This is a genomic window from Marinoscillum luteum, assembly GCF_044005705.1.
GTDB classification, from domain to species: domain Bacteria; phylum Bacteroidota; class Bacteroidia; order Cytophagales; family Cyclobacteriaceae; genus Marinoscillum; species Marinoscillum luteum.
Map to the genome: position 1 here is coordinate 110498 of NZ_JBIPKE010000012.1, position 21200 is coordinate 131697.

Below are 21200 nucleotides of genomic sequence, written 5' to 3' on the forward strand. Positions count from 1 at the left end.
TAAAGGCCGCTGGTTAAGTGGCCTTTATTTTGTGGTATCACCTTCATTCCAGGAACTTCAAAAGCATCTTCAGAATTTAATCACTGATTTTAATGCCCGTGCTTCGAGATTGTCTTCTTTGCAATACAAATTAACCGCTTATATAAAATATTCTTAGGAGCATCGATATTCTCCTTAATATGCCATTCCATTTACCTAATTCAATTAATAAGCTATGAAGAAACTGATTTTGCTTTGTCTGGCGCTGGCTTTTCATGGTATCTACGCACAGGAAACTTTTCCTGTAAACGGGGTTCCGGATGAGCGGTCAGGGCATTATGCATTTACCAACGCCACCATTTTTGTAGACTATCAGACTAAGCTGGAGAATGCTACGCTGATCATCAAAGATGGCAAAGTCACCGCGGTAGGCACGGGTATATCCATTCCTAAAGGGGCCATTACTGTAAATTTGGAAGGAAAATATATATACCCGGCCTTGATCGATCCCTATTCAAACTATGGATTGCCGGAGGTCTCCACCTCCAGGAGTCGCGGGAAACCACAATATGAAAGCAGCAACAAGGGCCCGTACGGCTGGAACGATGCGATACGCTCCACCTACAATGCCTCAGAAGAGTTCGCCCTCAATGAGAAAGAAGCGGAGGGGTTGAGAAAAGCGGGCTTTGGAGCCGTGAACACCTTTAGTCCGGATGGAATCATGCGAGGGACGTCACTGTTTACCAACTTGTCCGATGCACCGGTGCAGGATGCCGTCCTTTCGGATAAAGTGGCAGCGCACTATTCATTTAGCAAGGGGACTTCCAAGCAGGAGTATCCCGGCTCCATTATGGGCGTTGTAGCATTGCTCAGACAAACCTATTATGATGCCGTGTGGTATCGCACGCAGGGTAGTGCAGAGCAGGTCAATCTCTCCCTGAAAGCATTTAACGACGTGCAGGGCTTGCCCCAGGTATTTGAAGCTAACGGAGGTAAATTGAGAGTGCTGCTCGCAGATCAAGTCGGGGATGAGTTTGGAGTGCAATACATCATCAAAGGCAATGGAGATGAGTATCAGCGGATTTCCGAAATCAAAAAGACGGGCGCTTCATTAATTATTCCTGTTACCTATCCTGAGGCTTATGATGTGGAGGACCCGATGGCGGCATTGGATGTGTCTCTGGAGGATATGAAGCACTGGGAACTGGCTCCGACCAATGCAAGTATGCTGGCTAAGGCCGGAATTGAGTTTTCTTTTACACCTTCAGGGTTGAAAAACACTGATGACTATTGGAAAAACATCCGCAAGGCTGTGACTTATGGCCTTACAGAAACCCAGGCACTTAAAGCACTCACCTACACTCCGGCCAGGTATTTCAACATGCAACAAAAGGTAGGAGGATTGAAGCAGGGTATGATGGCCAATTTCTTTGTGGCCTCAGAGAGCATTTTTGAAGAGAAAGCCAAGATTCATCAGACCTGGGTACAAGGCAGGAAATATGAAATTTCGGATCTCAGTACACCGGATTATGCCGGAAAATATAATTTGAAAGTAGGAGACACTTTCTATGCACTTGAGATTTCTGGTGAAGCTGGAAGTCATTCCGCAAAGGTGGTGGTCAACGACTCCACAGACCTGAAGGTGAAGCTGAAAATAGAGGAAAACCGCGTCACGCTAATCTTTAAGTTAGAAGAGGAGGAAGCGAATACCCGACTCACCGGCTGGGTAGATCCGGGGGCCTTTGGGGGTACCGGTCAGCTAGCGGATGGTAGCTGGACCAAATGGTCAGCCGCCAGAGTAGGTGATCTTGATGAAAAAGAGGCGGACAAAGACGCTGAGGACAAGGAGGAAGAGGAGGACCAAACTCCCGATTTAGGCAAGATGATTTATCCGTTTGTAGCCTATGGCTGGACAGAGCAGCCAGTACAGGAAACCATATTGTTTAAAAATGCTACTGTATGGACGCTGGAAGGTGATGGTAAGCTGGAAGGTGCTGATGTACTGGTAAAAGCCGGGAAAATAGCCAGTGTAGGCAAGGGACTCGCGGGTGAAGGAGCAAAGGTGGTAGATGCCACAGGCAAGCACATCACTCCCGGGATCATAGATGAGCACTCGCACATTGCGCTTTCCTCAGTGAATGAAGGCAGCCATGCCATCACTGCTGAAGTGCGGATGTATGATGCACTGAACTCCGAGGACGTTAACCTGTACAGACAACTGGCGGGTGGGGTCACTGCGGCTCAGCTTTTGCATGGCTCAGCTAACCCTGTAGGTGGGCAATCAGCCCTCATCAAGTTCCGTTGGGGAGCAAGTCCCGAAGGATTGAAAATCAAAGGAGCTGATGGATACATCAAATTTGCTTTGGGAGAAAATGTAAAGCAGTCCAACTGGGGCGCAGATTATAGCATCCGTTTTCCACAGACCAGAATGGGAGTAGAGCAGGTGTTTGTGGATGGGTTTACCAGAGCCAAAGCTTATGGTGAAGCTAAAGCCCGGTATGAAGGCCTTAGTAAAAAAGTGAAAGCTTCCACTCCGGCACCGCGCAAGGATTTGCAGTTGGAAACACTTTTGGAAATCATTAATAGTGAGCGTTTCATCACCTGCCACTCTTATGTACAGTCTGAGATCAATATGCTTTTGAAAGTGGCAGAGTCATTTGATTTTCGAATCAATACCTTCACACACATTCTTGAAGGCTACAAAGTGGCTGATAAGATGGCCGAGCACGGAGCAGGTGGTTCTACCTTCTCAGACTGGTGGGCATACAAGTTTGAGGTGAAGGATGCTATTCCCTACAATGCCTCTCTGATGACCATGGCTGGGGTAGTAGCCGCCATCAATTCCGATGATGCAGAGATGGCGAGAAGGCTCAATCAGGAAGCCGCCAAGTCTGTGAAGTATGGCGGAATGGATGAAATTTCGGCATTGAAGTTAGTGACCTTAAATCCGGCCAAATTGCTTCATCTGGATGATCGGATGGGTAGCATCAAGGTGGGGAAGGATGCTGATGTGGTACTCTGGAATGACCATCCATTGAGCATTTATGCCAAACCAGAAATGACCCTCGTGGATGGGGTGGTTTACTTTAGCCTGGAAAAGGATGCTGAGATGAGAAAGCAGATACCTGCTGAGCGAGCCAGGTTGATCGAGAAAATGCTAGATGCGAAAAATGGCGGAGAAAAGACTCAAAAGCCTAAAAAGAAAGACAAGCACTATTTTGAGTGTGAAGACATCATAGAAGAAGGTTTCACTCTTAACCATCAGGACAATGACTAAGCAAATCACTACATATATCATAGGAATAATCTTGGGGTGGAGTGCTTACGCACAGGTGCTGGCACCGGCCCCTGCTCAAAGCGAACCAATCGCGATTATGAATGCCACTGCCCACCTGGGCAATGGAGAGGTCATAGAAAACTCCATTATCACCTTCAAAGAGGGCAAGATAGCGCTGGTAGCCGATGCCACCAGAGTGCGTGTAGACCTGAAAGGCTACCGGCTGATCGATGCGGCCGGGAAGCATGCATATCCGGGAGTGATTCTTCCGCTTACTAACCTTGGGTTGGTAGAGTATGAAGCGGTGAAAGCCAGCAGAGACTTTTCCGAGACGGGTAATCTGAAGCCTCATGTGAGAACCGCCATAGCTTACAATACCGACTCGGAGTTGATTCCTACCATGAGGTTCAATGGAATTCAGCTGGCCCAGGTGGCTCCAAGAAGTGGCCGGATAGAAGGTACCAGCAGTATCATGCAGTTGGACGCCTGGAACTGGGAGGATGCCCTTTATCAGGAAGACGATGGAGTTCATTTGAATTGGCCCTCGCTTTCCTATGGTGCCAGATGGTGGATGGGTGAGACTGAGCGCAGGGAAAACAAGGAGTACGATGCTCAGGTAGCGGAGGTAACCCAATTGCTTCAGGATACCAAAGCTTATATGGAGCAGTCATCTGGGGAGAAAAATCTCATTTTGGAAGCCATGGTGCCTGTTTTGAAAGGCGACAAGCAGTTGTTTGTCTACGCAAACAGGCCTAAGCAGATCGTCGAAGCAGTACAGACGATCAAGCAGTATGTGCCTAAAATGGTACTGACCGGAGGTGAGGATGTGTGGTACGTTCGGGATTTGATCAAGGAAAACAATATCCCGGTATTATTGGAAAATGTGCATCGCATTCCCGGCAGGGCAGAGGAGGATACAGATTGGTGTTATAAACTCCCGGCTATGCTGCATAACGAGGGCATTCTGGTGGGGCTGACCCACGTGTCGGAAATGATTGCCAGCTCCCGAAACCTTCCATTTTTTGCTGGTACGGTAGCAGGGTATGGGGTGGATAAAGAAACAGCCCTTCAGATGATCACTTCCAATACCGCAAAAATCCTTGGAATTGATGATAAAACCGGGACTTTGGAGCAAGGTCTGGATGCCAACATTGTGATCTCTAATGGTGATTTGCTGGATATGCGTACCAATGATGTGGTCTACTCCTTTATACAGGGCAGAGAGGTGTCGCTGGATGCCATGCAGCAGCGCTTGTATGAGAAGTTCAAAGAGAAATATGAAGGTCAGATGAAATAACCGGATGATTTAAACGAAAAGCCCGCCCCGATGCAATCGGGGCGGGCTTTTTTTGTTTGAAAATATAGAACCGGGCGGATCACTCCGCCGGATTCAGATTGGTTAGGCTATTGCTTAATGATTCTTCTGACTTTGGTTTCACCCGCACCAGAGATTCGGATGAAATAATTTCCTGCACTCAGACCATTCAGGTTAATTTGAAACTCATCATGGTCACCGGAAATTTTAAGGTCTCTTCTTACCCTACCAGAGATGTCCAGGACCTGAATGCGATCATACCCTTTGGTTTCCGTTTTGAGGGTGACGATATCCTTTACAGGGTTCGGAAATACTGTAAGGTCCGAATTTATCACCAGGTCAGCAGGTGTGGAGGCTACCCTGGCTCCTGAGCTACTGCAATTTCCCACAACAAAGCTGTGTCTGTTGGCTGAGGAATTTCTTTCTCCTCCTTCCGGCACACTATAGGTGTAGTAGAAGTAGATAGTTTGTCCATTGGCAGCATTGATGGTGTGCGGACTATTGGGCGATACCCCATAACCAGGATACGTGCCATTGGGATCTGTGCCATAGTACAGGATGGTGGTAGGAGTGCCCGTGCCGGCAGGTCCCGGGATGAAGGTCAGGGATGGGTTAGAAGCATCCTCTGAGATGTCTACCGTATAGTCTCCGTTTGGTCCGGATTGAGTACAGCCTGATGGGGTGGAGGTTTCTTCCACCGCTTCCACGTAATTCAGGTTGAGGCCTGCGGCATCAAACACTACCCTTAGGCTATGGTTCCCCGGGCTTATGGCTATCCCCGGTACTGTAACGGTGGTATAGCTTTGCCAGCTCCCCGTATTAGGCACTGCGATGGTTCCTGTTATGTTTATTCCATCCACTTCTATGTGCAGACGACCAGCACCACTTGGTGAGGCTACCCGCACGCTTAATTCGTAGCTGGCTACAGTGGAGGTAATGTCGTACTCCAGCCATTCTCCGGCATCTACCCAGCCGATGTTGAACCCACCACCTGTATCTCCGGTGGCTTCTATATCCACATCATCCGTGCGGTATCCGCCTCCGGTATTGCCGGCGGAGGTATCATGATAGCCCACACCTTCGCCTCCTTCTTTATAGTCCTCTGACTGCACGATGCCCGGTAGTGGAGCATAGGTTACCGGGTTTCCGGTGGTCAATGATACATTGCTCATGGTGGCAGTGCAGAGCGTGCCATCGTTGTGGGAGGTGGTGATCAACCCTGCATAGACCGTAGATCCCATGGAAATAGTGGCTGTTCCCACGGTTGTCCAGGTAGAGCCATTGGCTGAAACCGAGCTTGTGAAGGTGTCTCCGGCACGTTCCAGTTTTACCCAATAAGGTGCGTTGGCTGTAGGGCCGCCGGTGTGGCTACTGGAGCCTCCCGTGGCTGTACGCCGCTGAAAGGCACTGGTACCAGTTGGTGTGATGGCAGTGAGTGCATGCTTCGAGTTGCCGGCAAGAGATTCCCGGATCATTACGCCCGCTTTAGCCCATACATCCGTATTGGTCATGGAATTGACCTGCGCGGTGATTACGCCATCTCCAGTGAGCGACTGGTACACATAGTGAAACTCATCGGTGGTTCCCCAGATATCACTACCTGATCCATTTACCGTAAAAGTGCCCGATGAATAGGAAGCCGATCCTGTAGCGGCCACCGCTCCAATGTCTTGTGATTGCCAGGGAGAAGGCAGGCCTCCGGCAGGGTTTGTTACTGTAATGTTAGAGGAGGCCGTGTATCCTCCGTCTGTAGTGGTCACGGTGATCGTTGCATTGCCAGCACTTTGGGCAGTCACCAAGCCACTTGAGTTGACAGTAGCTACGGTGGCATTGTTGGTAGACCAGCTCACACCAGGGTTTGTCGCTCCACTTGGTGTGACGGTTGCGGTTAATTGTTGTGTTTCTCCTGGTTCCAGGCTTGCGGTGCCAGGTGATACCGAAACTCCCGTTACTGGCACATTGGATCCATTGCCATCTGTCCAATAGATGTCGTCAATGGCAAACTGAAAAGTGGAGGCTGGCAGGCTTCCGTCCAGGCTGGTAATGGCAAATAGGTATCCAAGGTTTTGGAAAGCCACCAACCCTGTGAAGTCTTCCAGAGGGATTTCCACCTGACCCCATTCACCGTTTCTTACCAGTCCATACTGATTAACTCCCGCAGGGAAGTTGATGTATTGCTCGTTGGTGTAGTTGTCGGTGATGCCTATTCTGAAGGAGACATTGGCAGGAATTTTAATTCTAAATTTCATAGAACCATTTTCCACAAAACCCGACATGTTTTTTCCGTAAAGGGAAGTCACCCCTCCACCAAACCAGCTGTTTGCGGTGGTGGTTTCCCATGCGATGACATTGGAGCCTTCGTAGGCAGGAGTGGTTCCCTCCTGTACAGTACCTCCCCAGGCATAGATGGCAGCGTCGCTTCCAAATACCAATTCATTATTGGTAGGCGTGTCGTCTGTATAGACGCCAAAAGTGCCTGCTTCCGGAGAAAGTGCTCCATAGTCAAAGGCTACCTCCCCATGTCCGTTCCATTCTGATACCCGCACATAGTCAATGTACATCTTGGCCGGAATAGGGGCCGTCACAGCACCACTGTTGGCCGCATCCGTGAAGTTGCCACCCACGGCGAGGTTGAGCAACATGAAGAATGGTCGGGTAAATGCAGCGGTCACCCCATCAGGATCCAGGGGGAGTGGGTTGGTGTACAGGTCGTACTCCGTACCATTGTCTTCCACCGCAAAACGCATTTGAGTGGGCTCCCAGTAGAGGCGATAAGTTACGAATCGGTTGCTGAGGGCATTGGCGGGTACGTAGGGCTGGTTATAGTCCACGTCGTAGGCAATACTTCCATATCCACCGTCTTCGGTTTGGAAAATGGCATTGGCTCCCACAAAATTATTGGAAGAGACGCCCGGATATCCCTGGCGGGTACGTTCTTCGGCTTTGTGTCCCATTTCCATCATGTCTATTTCTCCTTTTGCGGGCCAGGCCTGGTTCACAGTGCCTAGGAGCCAGGCGGCGGGCCAAAGTCCTGTTTCCAGGTTTGGCACACGCATTCGTACCTCTATGAGTCCGTAGTGGATGGAGAGTTTGCCTTCAGTGTCCACTTTTCCTGAGGTGAACGATTGGGATCCCATGCTTTCGTTTCTCGCTTCCAGCACCAGGGCGTTATTGCCAGACTCTCCAGGGATGGCCTCTATGGATACATTGTTGCCGTGGTAATATTCCAGTTCGGCATTTCCCCAGCCGCAGAGGCCCGGGCATCCATCACCGACATTGGGTGTCCATATGTCGGTATTGAAAGTGTCAAAATTGTCCTCCCACAGGACATTGCCTACCTGGGCTTTCGCCAGAAGGAGGCCTGATAAAAGGAGTATCAGAACCAGTAGGGGTCTGATGTATTGGTTGGATATTGTGATTGGTGTCATAGGTAATAGGTTATTTGTATCGTTTGTGAATTGATTATGGCGGTTAATTCACTGGAACACCTTATGGTGGAGTGCTTTGTGAGTGGTGTGGTGAGTGATTGTTTGTGTGCATAGGTTGTGATTGGTTTTATGATAATAATAAAATATGAGTGTGTTTGGTGATTAATTGATCACTTAAAGGTGTGGAGATAAGAGAGAAATTGAAAAAATCGCAACTCATCAATATTACATCACCTGTAAAATAAAATTTGCAGGGATTGATTGGGTTGATGAGGGGAGATGTGCGCTGAGAGTAGATGAGGCCTGTTTGACTACATCAATACTACATCAATAAGAAAGGTGTATTTCACTAAAAATTCACCACCAGATCAGCACAGTGAAGCGTGATTTCGTTTGAGATGGAGGGGCGCGATTGATTTTCAGACATAAAAAAACCACTTCGAATCATTCGAAGTGGTTTGGATTATAACCAGACTTGTACTTTTTATGCTTTGGTCACCTGGATGTTCAGGTGGAGCTTCACATCATCACCTACTACCACACCTCCCGCTTCGGTTACCATACTCCAGGTAAGTCCGAAATCTTTACGGTTGATTTTGCCATTGATCTCAAATCCGGCCTTGGTCTGACCGTAGCCGTCTACCATGGTGCCGCCCAATTCCACATCCAATTCCACTTCTTTGGTGGTTTCTTTGATGGTAAGTGGACCTACCAGCTTGTAGTTGTCACCTACTTTAGAGAGCACTCCCTCAAAGGTCAGTTTTGGATGCTGCTCCGCATTAAAAAAGTCTGCACTCTTAAGGTGCGCATCTCTGTCTGCTACGTTGGTATCTACACTCTTGGCATCCAGTGTAAAAGCTGCTTTTGCGCCATCAAAATCCTCCGAGTCACTCGTGAGCGAGCCTTCAAAACTTTTGAAGGTACCAGTCACGGTGGAGATCACCAGGTGTTTCACTTTGAATTGCACTTCGCTATGCGTAGGGTCGATGTTCCAGTTTTGTGTTGCCATGTTTTTATAGAAATTTAATATATGTTAATACATTAACTGTATATACATATAAAGGTTTCAAATCGATCAACTTTTTATTTTCTCGCTTAGGAAAGCGTCACTTTTTTCTAATGGAGCGGAGGTAGAGTTCTTCCACTTTGGTTCTGGCCCAGGGCGTTTTTCGGAGAAAGGTCAGGCTGGATTTAATGGACGGATTGTCGGTGAAGCATTTGATCCTGATTCGGCTACCCAGACCTTCCCATCCATACCTGGCTTCCAGATGCTCCAGGATTGTCACCAGCTTGATGCCGTGCAGGGGATTGTTGGGTTGGTTTTCTTTAGGCTGCTCCATGGTGTAAAAGTAGGGTTAAAAACCCTCAGCCCGGAAGCTATTATTAAATGATTTCCCTGATCGTTTTTCTGAGGGCAGGGACTACTTCCTGTTCGAACCAGGGATTTCGAGCCTTCCAGATGTTGTTTCTTGGAGAGGGGTGAGGCAGTACGAAATGAGCGGGCAGGTATTGCCGATAGTTTTTTACGGTTTCGGTGAGTGTGGGCCTAAGCTGGCCACCAAGGTAGTAGGCCTGAGCATACTGGCCGATCAGGAGTGTTAGTTTCACCTCTTTCATTTGATTAAGAAGAAGATGGTGCCATTGAGGGGCACATTCAGGTCTGGGCGGTAGATCTCCGGATTTTCCTTTTCCTGGATAGCAAAACCCCATAGGGATCAAGGCGACTACTTCAGGATTGTAAAAGGTGGGTTTGTCCATTTGCAACCATGCCCGAAGGTTTTCTCCGCTCTTATCATCCCAGGGGATACCGGTTCGATTGACCACACTCCCGGGCGCCTGGCCGATAATGACTATTTTGCTATGGACACTGGCGGAGAAGACAGGGTTGGGGGGATGTGGCAGGTGGCTTTGGCAAATCGTGCATTTTCGAATGTCATTCAAGAGTGTTTTCATGGACCTTTGGGGTTGTAGCTAAAAAGGTAATGAAATCAACCGCAATATTCAATCCGCAGCTTACCGGTGAATAACCACTGTTGGCCGATTGGCCCTTGTCAGCAAGTGACAAGAGCATCACATTTGAAGAAAAATAACAATCTACCATCATGAGAAATCAAGAAAATCGTAATCAAAGGGCCTGGCTGGGCGTTGCATTTGTCACTTTCGGAGCTTATCTACTCTTTCGCAACCTGGATCTAATCCCGGAATTTATTCCCCACTATCTGTTTGGATGGGAAATGATCTTTCTGGTCATTGGCGGCTCCATGATTGTGACCGGTAGAAGAGAAGGATTGATCTTTTTCTTTATCGGCGGTTTTTTCCTTTTACCGGAGTTCTTCTACTGGCCGCAATTCAATCTGCGTACCTGGTGGCCTGCCATCCTGATTGCAGTAGGGGTGAGCATTATTTTGCGCAGACGTGATCATGTAAAAAGAGCACCTGGAGACCTGACGGACGATTACATAGAAGATACTTCCATCTTTGGAGGGTCAGAGAAGTCCTTCAGTTCGCAAAATTTTAAAGGGGGTAAAATCACCTCGGTTTTTGGAGGCTCAGAAATCAACTTTTCAGGCGCTAAAATGCACGGTGATGAGATCGTTTTGGATATTTTCTGTTTGTTTGGGGGAAATGGCCTGATCGTGCCCAATGACTGGACGGTAATCAACGAGAGTTTTGTCATATTTGGAGGATTCGCCGACAAACGACCAAAGGTTTCCTATGAGTCCGGTGCACCCAAGAAGGTATTGCGGATCAAAGGGTCTGTGATCTTTGGTGGTGCTGAGGTGAAGGGCGTCTGAGTCCCGCTGGAAGTGGGATCATTTAAAAATAACACAACCAACCGATTGTCTGAATGAGCCATCCCGTATTAAGAGGTTCTGGTAATAAAGTGTATTTGCTTGTCTGGGTACTGATGGTATTCCTGCATGGCACCGTGCTCTACTTCTATTACGGGTGGTCATTGGAGGTCTCTGCGGCCGACAGCCTGGTTTACAATTTGCTGTTTGCCTCCATTGCTCCGGGTTTTTGGTACATCGTCACCTTTGCCAGCCTCAGTAAGGACGATCTGGCCCTTGTGGGTACCCATCTGGCCGGTGCCACCATGGCCATCTTTCTTTGGGCGGCATTATCGGGAGTTGCGTTGCGCTTCCTTTTTCCGGATCATCAGGAGTATCTGGCGTTTCTCAAGCGGGCGTATATCTGGCGATTGATTATTGGTGTGATGTACTACAGCATTACAGTGCTGGTCTTTTACCTGATCAAATATTATCAGGATTTGCAGGAGCGCACCCACAGGGAATTGGAACTTCAGAACCTGCTGAAAGACTCGGAACTGAGAATGCTCAAATCGCAGATCAATCCCCACTTTATCTTCAATAGCCTGAATTCTGTCAGTGCACTCACCGTTTCCAAACCAGAGGCGGCCAGGGAGATGGTGATCAAGTTGAGTGATTTTCTGAGATATTCACTCGGGAAGGATAGCGTGCACATGAATACCCTCGCTCAGGAGCTGGACAATGCCACCCTCTATATGGACATAGAGAAGATACGTTTTGGCAGCAGGCTGAGGTTCGAAAAGGAAGTGGATGATGCCTGTTTGAAAGTGGATGTGCCCAACCTGATTTTGCAGCCCATTTTCGAAAATGCGATTAAGTATGGAGTGCATGAGAGCATCCACGAAGTAACCATCCGACTGAAATGCATGGCGCATCCGGGCATGTTGGAGATTCACATTGGTAATAATTTTGATGAGGAGTCGATGCCTCCAAAAGGAGCGGGTATCGGGCTGGAGAATGTTCGCAGGAGGCTGGGGCTGGTTTATGGTAGAAATGATCTTCTGGAGGTAGATCAGCAGGATGGGGAGTTTATGGTGAAGATTAAAATTCCGACAGAAAATGAATAAAATACGCGCATTGATCATTGATGATGAAGAGCTGGCCAGGGAGGTCATCAGAACTTATCTGGAAAAAGATGAAACGATTACCCTGATCGGAGAATGTGCCAATGGCTTTGATGGGTTCAAGGAGATCAATGATCAGAAGCCGGATTTGGTGTTTTTGGATGTGATGATGCCTAAGCTCACAGGATTTGAAATGCTTGAACTGTTGGATGAGCCTCCTGTAGTGATTTTCAGCACAGCGCACGACGAGTTTGCCATTCGGGCATTTGAGCAGAACGCCATTGATTACCTGCTGAAGCCCTATTCTTACGATCGGTTTGCGGATGCCCTCACCAGGGCCAAGTCAAAACTGGCGATGGAGGTGCCTTCCGGGAAAGGCCTTTCTGAGGTGGTGGTGCAGAACAAGGATCATTCAGGGATTCTTTCGCGTGTGGCCGTGCGCACAGGCAGTAAAATCCAGATCATACCTGTGGGCAAGATCAGATACCTGGAGGCCATGGACGACTATGTGAAGCTACACACCGAGCAGGGCGTATTTTTAAAGCAGGATACCATGAAGTACTACGATGAGCACCTGCCTGCCGAGGACTTCATTCGGATTCATCGCTCTTACATTGTGCGCATCAAAGAAATAGCCAGGCTGGAGCTGATGGGCAAAGACAGTCATGTGGTCTTTTTACATGATAATACACAGCTATCAGTGAGCCGGTCGGGATACGCTCTACTGAAGGAAGCACTGGGGTTTTAGGTAACCACTTCAACAGCAGCCGCCATCTTGCGCCTGGATGCTTTACGCATTTGTATAATGCCCAGAGCCAGAAACACGCCGGCAAAAGCCATCAGCGCACCTACCACATCCGCAGAGGTGAAGCCGTACCCCATCGCAATGGGAAGGCCTGCCAGGTAAGCACCCGAGGCATTTCCCATATTAAAGGCACTTTGATTGAGGGAAGAACCCAACATCTCAGAACCCCTGGCAGTGTTGATCATGGCCATCTGGATGGGTGCTGCCACACAAAAGGCTCCAAACCCGATGATGAAGGTCATCACCAGCACCGCTACCGGATCATGAGCCAGGTACACATTGGCCAAGAGGAGGAGAGTCATCACCCCCAGCGCCAACACTACCGCATAAATGGGTTGCATCTTCTCGGCGAGTTTGGCACCTGCTATGTTTCCTGCAAACATGCCGCAACCCGCCAATATCATCGCATAGCTGACCATGCCCGGGTCGTGCCCGGCCACCTCAGTAATCAGCGGCGCAATGTAGCTATACCAGGCAAAGAACCCACCTGTGCCGATGGTGGTCAGCAGCACCACCATCCATAATTCAGCTTTTTTGAGGATTTGAAAGTCTTCACTCATGGACTGCTCCGATGACTGAGCGAGTGCTGGCATCCAAAACCGGAGACTCGTGATGGTGATGATGCCCACAATCCCGACCACAAAAAAGGCCATGCTCCAGTGAAACTCCTGCCCCAGATAGGTACCAAATGGCACCCCAATGATATTGGCCAGGGTAAGCCCGGAAAACATGGCAGCAATCGCCTGAGCCTCTTTGCCAGGCCTGGCCAGGCGGCTGGCCACTACTGCGCCAATCCCGAAAAAGGCACCGTGCGGCAGTGCGGAGAGAAATCTAAACAGCATCAGAGACCAGTAACTATTGGCAAAACCCGACAGTGAGTTGAAGACAGTAAACCACACCATCAGACCGATGAGCATCTTGTGAGCGGGCCATTTGCTGCCCAATGCCGTGAGGAGGGGAGCACCCACCACCACACCTATGGCATAGGCCGAAATGAAGTGGCCGGCCTCCGGGATGGTAATGTCCATCGAGGTGGCGATTTCCGGAAGGATGCCCATGATGACAAACTCCGTCATGCCGATTCCGAATCCTCCTGCTGCCAGAGAAATAAGAGATTTTTTCATGGTTTGGATGCTAAATGTATAGTTCACCGATCAGCTACATCAGCCGATCAGCATTGGGTTTGGTACTCACAGAGGAATGGGGGCTGAGCAAAACCGAATGTTACTTTTGCTCATTCTTCATTGAGTGGCAAAGCTCCATAATTATTGCGAATCTGAATAGTTTATGCGCGAATCTTTGATAATTACTGATCTACCAGAGGTGTTTCGTGTGTGTTTTGTCAATGGATTGTCGGCACTGTGACGAGCTTTCCAGTGGACAGAGAGCTTTCTTGCGTCATGAGTGATACCTGTGCATCATAGTTGACAGGCACTCCTCAAACTTGATAGCTTTTGCTTCATAGTGCTTTAGTGTGCTTCACGGTACCGAAAGACCTTTGCCAAAAGTTCTAATCCAAATATTTTCACCATGAAAAAGATTCCTTCATTACTTACGCACTTTGTGATCGTTTTTGCCCTGGCGCTTACTCCGGGCTGCTCATTGTTGCCTCCACTGCCAGACACTGTGGAGCAGGAAGTAGAAAATGCCTTAGCCCGGGGCTTCGATGGCATCATTGTCTACGTGGAGCAAGGCGGGGAGCCTGCGCTCTATGCTGCCGGATGGAAAAACAGGGAAGACAAAATTCCAGCCGACCCTCACGCTCTGTTCAAGATTGCCAGCATCAGCAAGCTGTACATCGCAGCAGCCGCTGCCAAAATGGTGCATGAAGAGCGCCTGTCCCTGGACAAAACACTCGCCGAATACCTTCCCGAATTGGCCGGGCGCATAGCGCACGCAGACAAGATCACCCTGAGGATGATGCTCAAGCACCGGAGTGGCATTCCCAACTTCACCGACATGCCAGACTACCCCTGGGACAACCCACCCCAGAACAATAGGGAAATTCTGGATCTGGTGCTGGACAGATCGGCTGATTTTGAGCCCAATAAAAAATACCGGTATTCCAATACCAATTACCTGCTGATAGGTGCTATCATGGACAGTACGCTGGGGCATAGCCACCATCAGTACATCAAAGAGGAAATTCTGAAGCCGCTCGGATTGAATCATACCTACAGCCTGCTGAGCGAAGTGGATTTGGACGATGTGATGAGCGGATACCACGTGGGGTATGAGCCTGACATCAAGTACAATGATTTCATACAGCCCGGAGGCTCTATGGTGGCCACTGCAGAAGACGTGGGGATCTTCCTGAGGGCGCTCAACGACGGCTCACTCTTCAATGAAGACGAGCAGGCCATCTATTCTTCCATATACAGGTATGAGCACACAGGCCTGCTGCCGGGGTATCAGAGCATTGCCCAATACCACAAGGAGCTGGATGCGGTAGTCATCCAGTTTGTGAACACCAGTGGGGGAAGCATGTGGATGAAATCTGAAGCCGTATACCGGCGTGTCGTTCGGATTTTGAAAAGGCAGTGACCCACCAATGATCCAAATGATGACATCATACTGGGGGATAGGGGGCTACCGTAGCATATGGCCGACAATGGTTTGTTCAGGAGTGAAAAAAAGCTAGATTTGGTTACAGGCGACTAAGAGCCATTGAATCACAATGAAAAAAGAAGTTGAACAGGAAGAAATTCAGGAAATTGAAGAATGGCAGTTATTCGAATTTGCGCTTAATGATTTCATAACTGAAATGGATGCACTGTCTGAGTCCTTACCCCTGATGATGGGGCTAGTGAACGGTAGACTAAAATCGAGCGAAAAAAAAGTTGAGAGCTTCGTGAAGAAGCAAAAACATAAGGATGAAGATGGTGAAAAATTCTTCTTTATAAGGGAAGATGATATAGGAGAATTTAACAAGCTTCAAAGAGAAAGAAATAGCGCATTTGCAGCCTACAAAATTCTTCCCAGAACCTTTGTAGTTTCTCTTGTAAGTCAATATGATGCTTTCCTGGGTGATTTGATTAGGAATATGCATCAAGTTCGACCGGAATTATTTCACTCCGTGGATCGCCAACTTCCTTTTAATCAAATAATGGAGTTTGATGATCTGGATGATGTGAAGGAGATGATTTTAGAGAAGGAAGTGGAATCCGTACTTCGTGAGAGTCATTTTGAACAGCTAAAAATCTTAGAAAGAAAAATTTCAGTAATATCTAAAGTCGGGTTTACTCTTACATCAAACCTTCCAATTCTTTCTACATTTATTGAGGTAACTGAACGTAGAAACCTTTTCGTTCATACAAATGGGGTTATATCCAAGCAATACATAGAAAACTGTCGAAAACATAAGGTTATTGGCTGTGACAAATTAAAGTAGGCGAACGGCTTAATGTCAACCCAGAATACTTTGACATTGCTTACAAGGCAATTTTTGAAATGGGTATAAAGATTGGCCATATTTTATGGAGAAAATTTGTCCCCGACTCAAGAGAAATTGCTGACAAAGATTTAAACAATATTTGCTTCGACCTAATTCAGAATGATCACTTCGATCTTGCAATTACTTTATTGGATTTTGCGACCAACACAATTAAAAAGCATGCAAATGATCATATAAGAAAAGTGTTTGTTATCAATATGGCACTACTGATATTTCTGAATTTGATGGAGCCACGAAAGAGTGGTTGGAGACTTTTTTCAACTCCAATCCCATCGATAATTTAGTGTTGTTGAATGTTCATGAATACATTCATACCCAACAAAAAACCCAGGTGAATAACTTGCTCTCTATTGCCATCCGTGAAGGAGTGGCTGAATTCGTTTCTACTTTAGCTATGGAGATGCCATCTGCTACCCCCGCCATCGCCTATGGCAAAAATAATGCGCCAGGGGTGCTCGAAAAATTCGAACAGGAAATGTTTTACCCTAACAATCAGTCCAAGTGGTTTTGGAGCAATTACCCCAACGAATTTGGTGTAAGAGATTTGGGGTATTATGTAGGCTATCAGTTGTGCGAACATTATTATGCACAAGCCGGAGATAAAGAGAAGGCCATTAAAAGGATGATAGAGCTGGATTACACCAACGAGGTTGAAGTTGAAGATTTCGTCGAGCAGACGCGCTATTTTTCTACCTCGCTTGACTCCTTGTATCAAAGATTTGAAAATAAGCGACCATACGTAACGGGAATTAGGCAATTCGAAAATAACAGCACGAATGTTGACGCGGGCATCAGACAAATCACCATTGATTTTTCAGAACCGCTGAATGGTCACAATACAGGTGTGGACTTTGGAGAATTAGGTCAGGATTATTTTCCAAAGAACGATGTAACCAAGAGATTTTGGTCAGAGGATAAAGCATCATGGACGATTAGTGTAGAATTGGATCCGGGTAAACACTACCAGTTATTGATATCCAACAATTTTAGAACATCGGAAGATATTCCGCTGAAGCCTTATCTCATTGATTTTAGCACAGTGAATTAGATTTTGGACCAAGGTTAGCTGCCAAAGTAAGCCTGAGGAATGTAAGGAGACGATCAGCAACATATAGAAAAGCCCGCGATCCCCCTCCCCAGTTTGCTTTTAAGCCCTCCTTGTGTACTTTTAGCCCTTACACCAACCCCACTAGTTATGAACAACCCCCTTTGGCTGATGACCTCCGCTTTTGATCACCTGCAGCTCCCTCAGATCATCGAGAAAGCACAGCAGGTGGGTGTGCAGGGCCTTGATCTGTGTGTCTTTCGCCGGGATGGCACCCGGGCCGACCATGTAGCCACACACCTCGACTATGAGGATTTCGGACCGGAGGAGGCCAGAAAGATAATCGCACAGTTCAATGCTGCCAACCTCAAGCTCTCTATCGGAGCGTTTGAAAACCTCATCGGTGGGGATGAAGCAGAGCGGGTTAAAAATCAGAATCATTTGCTTAAGCTCATCCGCATCGCCCATTTGCTGGGTGGAGAGGCCAACGATGTGAAGGTGGGCACTTTCGTAGGCTACAACCATGAGCTGGGTGTGCAGGAGGGAGGCTTTCAGCGAAACCTCGAGGAATACCAACGGGTATTTGCACCCATCGTGCAGTATGCCGCAGACATGGGCGTGACCATCTTGTATGAAAACTGCCCCATGGAGGGCTGGCGGTCTGCCGGCTACACCAGCACCTACAACAACCTACCGGGGGTACTGGCTGCCCGCAAGCTGATGTATGAGCTGATCCCCAGTCGTTCGCATGGAGAAATCTACGACCCTTCGCACGACGTGTGGCAGGGCATTGACCCCACAGAAGTGATCAAAGCCATGGATATCAGCAGGCTTCATAGGGTGCATGTGAAGGCCACCCGAAACCTCCACAACAATGCCAGAACCCATTGGGGAGCCATGTATCCCATGCAGTCGGTAGATCAGGAGCTGGCTCGGAAAGCCGGCGTGCCCATACCGGCCCATGACTGGGATCGGCATAACTATGAGGCCATGATGCCGGGGTTTGGCGGTTCAGACAGCATGGATTGGCGTGCCTTTGTAGCCGAGTTGATGGCCAGGGGGTTTGATGGACCCTTCGAGATGGAAAATGAAGCCGCTCTGAGCAAAGCCACAGGCAATGATGGCGCCATTATGCAGGGGTATAAGGCCAGCTTGCTCTTTCTGGCGCCCATGCTTTGGCCGCTGACGGATACAGGTTATCAGTATAACATCGCCGGAGTGGCTCCTCTCAAAGAGCCATCCACTCAGAATGTGCCCATTGTGACGATGAAAGAGTTGAGTTAGGCACAGTCTTCACCAGGCGCACAAGCAGGTCCGTCGATGACTTCTATCGGACTGACATTTTCTTTTTTCCACTCGTCAAAAGACTTTTGGAGTGTTTGCAGAAACACCTGGGAGTCCTGCGCACCGCTCACACCATATTTCCTGTCGAAAGCGAAAAAAGGCACGCCCCGCACGCCCACTTGCTGCGCTTCATAGATATCGGTGCGGACAGCTTCCGTGTATTTGTCGCTTTCCAGGATGGCACGTACCTCGGCTCCATCCAGTCCTATTTCCTCACCCAGGGTCACCAGTGTATCCAGGTCGTCAGTGTTTTTTCCTTCTGTAAAATAGGCTGAAAAGAGTCTCTCTTCTGCTTCGTCCTGTTTGCCTTGTGTTTTGGCGTAGTGCGAAAAGCGGTGTGCTTTCATGGAGTTGGCCACTACCGCCTGATCAAATCGGTAGGAGAGCCCCACCTGTGCGGCCATGTCTGTCACATAGTCGTTCATTCGCTCGGCCTCCTGCAGGCTGATACCCTTGTGTTCGGCCAGGTATTGATGGATGTTTTTGGCCGGATCGGTGACCATATGTGGGGAAAGCTGGAAGCTTTTCCAGGTGATGGCTACCTGATCCTTGCCTGGAAATTCAGCCAACGCGGCCTCAAATTTCCGTTTGCCGATGTAGCAAAAGGGGCACATCACATCACTCCAGATTTCCACTTCCATTTTTTTGCCTGCAGTACTCATTTTCTTATTCTTTTTTGAATGTTCAGACCTTTTAACAAAAATGTGGGGATTAGGTTCCGGTTGGGGCCGGAAAACTAGATGACCGAGATTCTGACCTTTTTCTTTTTGATGCGGGTGTTGTCCAGGGTCTTGACCACTTCACTGGCTTTCGCCGAATGGATGGCCACAAAAGCACAGTCCTGCTTGATCTCTATAGTGCCCACTTCTTCACTGCTCAGGTTGGCTTGTTTGAAGAAGATCCCCGCAATATCGCCTTTGGAAATCTTGTCTTTCCGGCCACCTGAGATAAAGAGCGTACTCCAGATGGATGGGCCGGGGAGATTCGCTTTGGAGAGTTTTTCTTCCCTGGCTCCTTTGATGAAATCGGGGAGGGGTTCCTTTTCCCACTGGATCAGATAGGCAGTTCCTTCGCTATTCATTCGGGCCGTTCGGCCGTTTCTGTGGGTAAACTCCTCTTCTCTGGGCGGGAGCTGGTAGTGGATGATAAACTTGAGTTCGGATACATCCAGTCCCCGGGCAGCCAGGTCTGTCGCGATAATGAGCTGGTGCGTGCCATTTCGGAATTTGATCAGCACACGCTCTCTGTCCTTTTGCTCCATGCCTCCGTAGAAAGTACCATGGCTCACCCTGTTTTTGGTGAGGTGATCACTCACATATTGGATGGTCTCTTTGTAGTTGCAAAAGATGATGCCGGGCTGGTTGCCGATATGACCAAGGAGAGCTGTGAGTGTTTGGAGTTTGTCTTTGTCTGGCGAACTGACCTTTTTGAGTTTCAGTTGGGAGGTTTTTTCACCCAGATAATCGATGTACGTAGGGTTTCTCAGTTCCACGAATCCGGGGATCTCTACACCGTGGGTGGCAGAGGTCAGAATTCTCTTTTTGACTTTGCGTAAGCTGCTAAGAATCTCACGCATTTCCTTCTCAAAGCCCACTTCCAGGGATTTATCAAACTCGTCCAGCACAAGCGTTTTGATGAATTCGGTGGGCATATTATCCCTTCTGAATCGATCAGCGATACGCCCTGGTGTGCCGATGAGAATGGCGGGTCGGTGTTTCAGATCCAATTTGTCCTTGGAGCCAGCACGACCACCGTAAATGGCGTTTACTTTGTGGCCGGTACCCATCTCGCGGAGTACCTGCTCTATCTGCAGGGCCAGTTCTCTGGAAGGCACCAGTATCAGCACCTGCACTTCCTCACAGTCGGCTTCCAGTTCCGAAAGAATGGGCAGCAAGAAGGCTAGCGTTTTTCCGGTACCGGTAGGAGAGAGCAGCACCACATTTTGGGTGGAGTGAATGGCCTGGCGGGCTTCTTCCTGCATCGGATTGAGTTTTTCAATCTTCAGCTTGTCCAGTATGTCTTGTTGATTTTTTAATGTACCCATGGTAATGTGCTCCCGTGTGAAAATTTGAGACGGCAAAGATGGGGTATTTATAGCTGGGATGTGGGGTTTTGAGGTAGGGAAGACTGAGTCATGTTTGTACCCCTTTGAATTTGATTTCTCTTATTCATTGGCTACTTCGGGGTTTCGCTTCTGCGAAAAGGAGCCTCGAAGGTTGCCAATGCCTATCAGTATGAATATGATGCCCACTCCACTAAGGACAGAAGGCACTCCCCACATTTCCCAGAAAACCCAGACCTTAGCAGAGTCGGGTTCGTCTGGTATATAAAGTATGGTGATGGTCTCGCCTACAGAGTAATCAAACCCTCCGGTGGTGCCCAGATCGAAATGCATTGTCTGTTGATCTCCCTCTACGTCCCGATAGGAGACAATTGGGTAATAATAGGTCTTACTAGAAGTGCGACGGGATTCTATCTCTGTTATTACACCCTCAGTTTTGGTGGCTCGATAGATAAAACTAAGTCTGCTTTGGAAGAGGTATATTCCAAAGGTCAATGAGGTCAACCCAGCGAGCAATACGAAGACATTTTTCATCATGGTACCAAGAAACAAAAGGGTACAAAAAAAGGAAGCCGTGAGGGCTGTGCCCCCACGGT

The 21200-nt window shown here is 48.4% G+C and carries 17 protein-coding genes; 9 read left to right on the top strand and 8 right to left on the bottom strand.

The annotated features are described in order from the left end of the window. Window positions 1-214: 214 nt before the first annotated feature. Window positions 215-3256 (top strand): amidohydrolase family protein, encoded by a 3042-nt coding sequence (locus ACHKAR_RS03870; RefSeq protein ID WP_395416248.1) that lies wholly within the window; start codon window positions 215-217, stop codon window positions 3254-3256. Continuing rightward, window positions 3249-4553 carry an amidohydrolase family protein gene (locus tag ACHKAR_RS03875; protein WP_395416249.1) on the top strand — a complete coding sequence of 435 codons (1305 nt, stop codon included), beginning with the start codon at window positions 3249-3251 and terminating at the stop codon, window positions 4551-4553. Before ACHKAR_RS03870 ends, ACHKAR_RS03875 begins: the two co-directional genes overlap by 8 nt. Window positions 4554-4660: 107 nt before the next feature. Here the strand turns inward: ACHKAR_RS03875 and ACHKAR_RS03880 are convergent, their stop codons facing one another. The 4 genes from ACHKAR_RS03880 to ACHKAR_RS03895 all read right to left on the bottom strand — a co-directional run bounded on the left by ACHKAR_RS03880 (window position 4661) and on the right by ACHKAR_RS03895 (window position 9952). After that, window positions 4661-7999: a carbohydrate-binding protein gene (locus tag ACHKAR_RS03880; RefSeq protein WP_395416250.1), complete on the bottom strand. Its 3339-nt coding sequence runs from the start codon at window positions 7997-7999 to the stop codon at window positions 4661-4663. A gap of 484 nt (window positions 8000-8483) precedes the next feature. Then, window positions 8484-9008, bottom strand: a complete 525-nt coding sequence (locus tag ACHKAR_RS03885; RefSeq protein WP_159578681.1) for a YceI family protein — start codon at window positions 9006-9008, stop codon at window positions 8484-8486. A 97-nt stretch (window positions 9009-9105) separates the two neighbouring features. Then, entirely contained in the window at window positions 9106-9339 is a 234-nt protein-coding gene (locus ACHKAR_RS03890) for a VF530 family protein (protein ID WP_159578683.1), read from the bottom strand. A gap of 43 nt (window positions 9340-9382) precedes the next feature. Continuing rightward, window positions 9383-9952: a uracil-DNA glycosylase family protein gene (locus tag ACHKAR_RS03895; RefSeq protein ID WP_395416251.1), complete on the bottom strand. Its 570-nt coding sequence runs from the start codon at window positions 9950-9952 to the stop codon at window positions 9383-9385. Between the two features lie 149 nt (window positions 9953-10101). Between ACHKAR_RS03895 and ACHKAR_RS03900 the strand changes: the two genes are divergently transcribed. Genes ACHKAR_RS03900 through ACHKAR_RS03910 form a run of 3 tightly spaced genes read left to right on the top strand, consistent with a single transcriptional unit; the run spans window position 10102 to window position 12642 of the window. After that, entirely contained in the window at window positions 10102-10794 is a 693-nt protein-coding gene (locus ACHKAR_RS03900) for a LiaF transmembrane domain-containing protein (RefSeq protein ID WP_395416252.1), read from the top strand. A gap of 53 nt (window positions 10795-10847) precedes the next feature. Beyond that, entirely contained in the window at window positions 10848-11897 is a 1050-nt protein-coding gene (locus tag ACHKAR_RS03905) for a sensor histidine kinase (RefSeq protein WP_395416253.1), read from the top strand. After that, complete coding sequence (locus tag ACHKAR_RS03910; RefSeq protein WP_395416254.1) at window positions 11890-12642, top strand: LytR/AlgR family response regulator transcription factor; 753 nt, start codon at window positions 11890-11892, stop codon at window positions 12640-12642. Before ACHKAR_RS03905 ends, ACHKAR_RS03910 begins: the two co-directional genes overlap by 8 nt. Here ACHKAR_RS03910 and ACHKAR_RS03915 read toward each other — a convergent pair. Next, window positions 12639-13823: an MFS transporter gene (locus ACHKAR_RS03915; RefSeq protein ID WP_395416255.1), complete on the bottom strand. Its 1185-nt coding sequence runs from the start codon at window positions 13821-13823 to the stop codon at window positions 12639-12641. The genes ACHKAR_RS03910 and ACHKAR_RS03915 overlap by 4 nt on opposite strands. Window positions 13824-14229: 406 nt before the next feature. On the opposite strand from ACHKAR_RS03915, the gene ACHKAR_RS03920 reads away from it, so the two are divergent. From ACHKAR_RS03920 to ACHKAR_RS03935, 4 genes are all read left to right on the top strand, one after another. Beyond that, window positions 14230-15243, top strand: coding sequence for a serine hydrolase domain-containing protein (locus ACHKAR_RS03920; protein WP_395416256.1), 1014 nt, complete (start codon window positions 14230-14232; stop codon window positions 15241-15243). A 133-nt stretch (window positions 15244-15376) separates the two neighbouring features. Beyond that, complete coding sequence (locus ACHKAR_RS03925; protein ID WP_395416257.1) at window positions 15377-16090, top strand: hypothetical protein; 714 nt, start codon at window positions 15377-15379, stop codon at window positions 16088-16090. A gap of 394 nt (window positions 16091-16484) precedes the next feature. After that, window positions 16485-17201 carry an Ig-like domain-containing protein gene (locus ACHKAR_RS03930; protein ID WP_395416258.1) on the top strand — a complete coding sequence of 239 codons (717 nt, stop codon included), beginning with the start codon at window positions 16485-16487 and terminating at the stop codon, window positions 17199-17201. A 147-nt stretch (window positions 17202-17348) separates the two neighbouring features. Beyond that, on the top strand, window positions 17349-18482 hold the full coding sequence (locus ACHKAR_RS03935; protein ID WP_395416259.1) for a sugar phosphate isomerase/epimerase family protein: 1134 nt from the start codon (window positions 17349-17351) through the stop codon (window positions 18480-18482). Here ACHKAR_RS03935 and ACHKAR_RS03940 read toward each other — a convergent pair. The 3 genes from ACHKAR_RS03940 to ACHKAR_RS03950 all read right to left on the bottom strand — a co-directional run bounded on the left by ACHKAR_RS03940 (window position 18479) and on the right by ACHKAR_RS03950 (window position 21141). Then, window positions 18479-19204, bottom strand: a complete 726-nt coding sequence (locus tag ACHKAR_RS03940) for a DsbA family oxidoreductase (RefSeq protein WP_395416260.1) — start codon at window positions 19202-19204, stop codon at window positions 18479-18481. The genes ACHKAR_RS03935 and ACHKAR_RS03940 overlap by 4 nt on opposite strands. Before the next feature lie 74 nt (window positions 19205-19278). Continuing rightward, complete coding sequence (locus ACHKAR_RS03945; RefSeq protein ID WP_395416261.1) at window positions 19279-20622, bottom strand: DEAD/DEAH box helicase; 1344 nt, start codon at window positions 20620-20622, stop codon at window positions 19279-19281. 84 nt (window positions 20623-20706) lie between these two features. Continuing rightward, the gene (locus ACHKAR_RS03950; RefSeq protein WP_395416262.1) at window positions 20707-21141 is read right to left on the bottom strand and encodes a DUF3592 domain-containing protein; all 435 of its coding nucleotides are present in this window, start codon (window positions 21139-21141) and stop codon (window positions 20707-20709) included. Window positions 21142-21200: the final 59 nt, after the last annotated feature.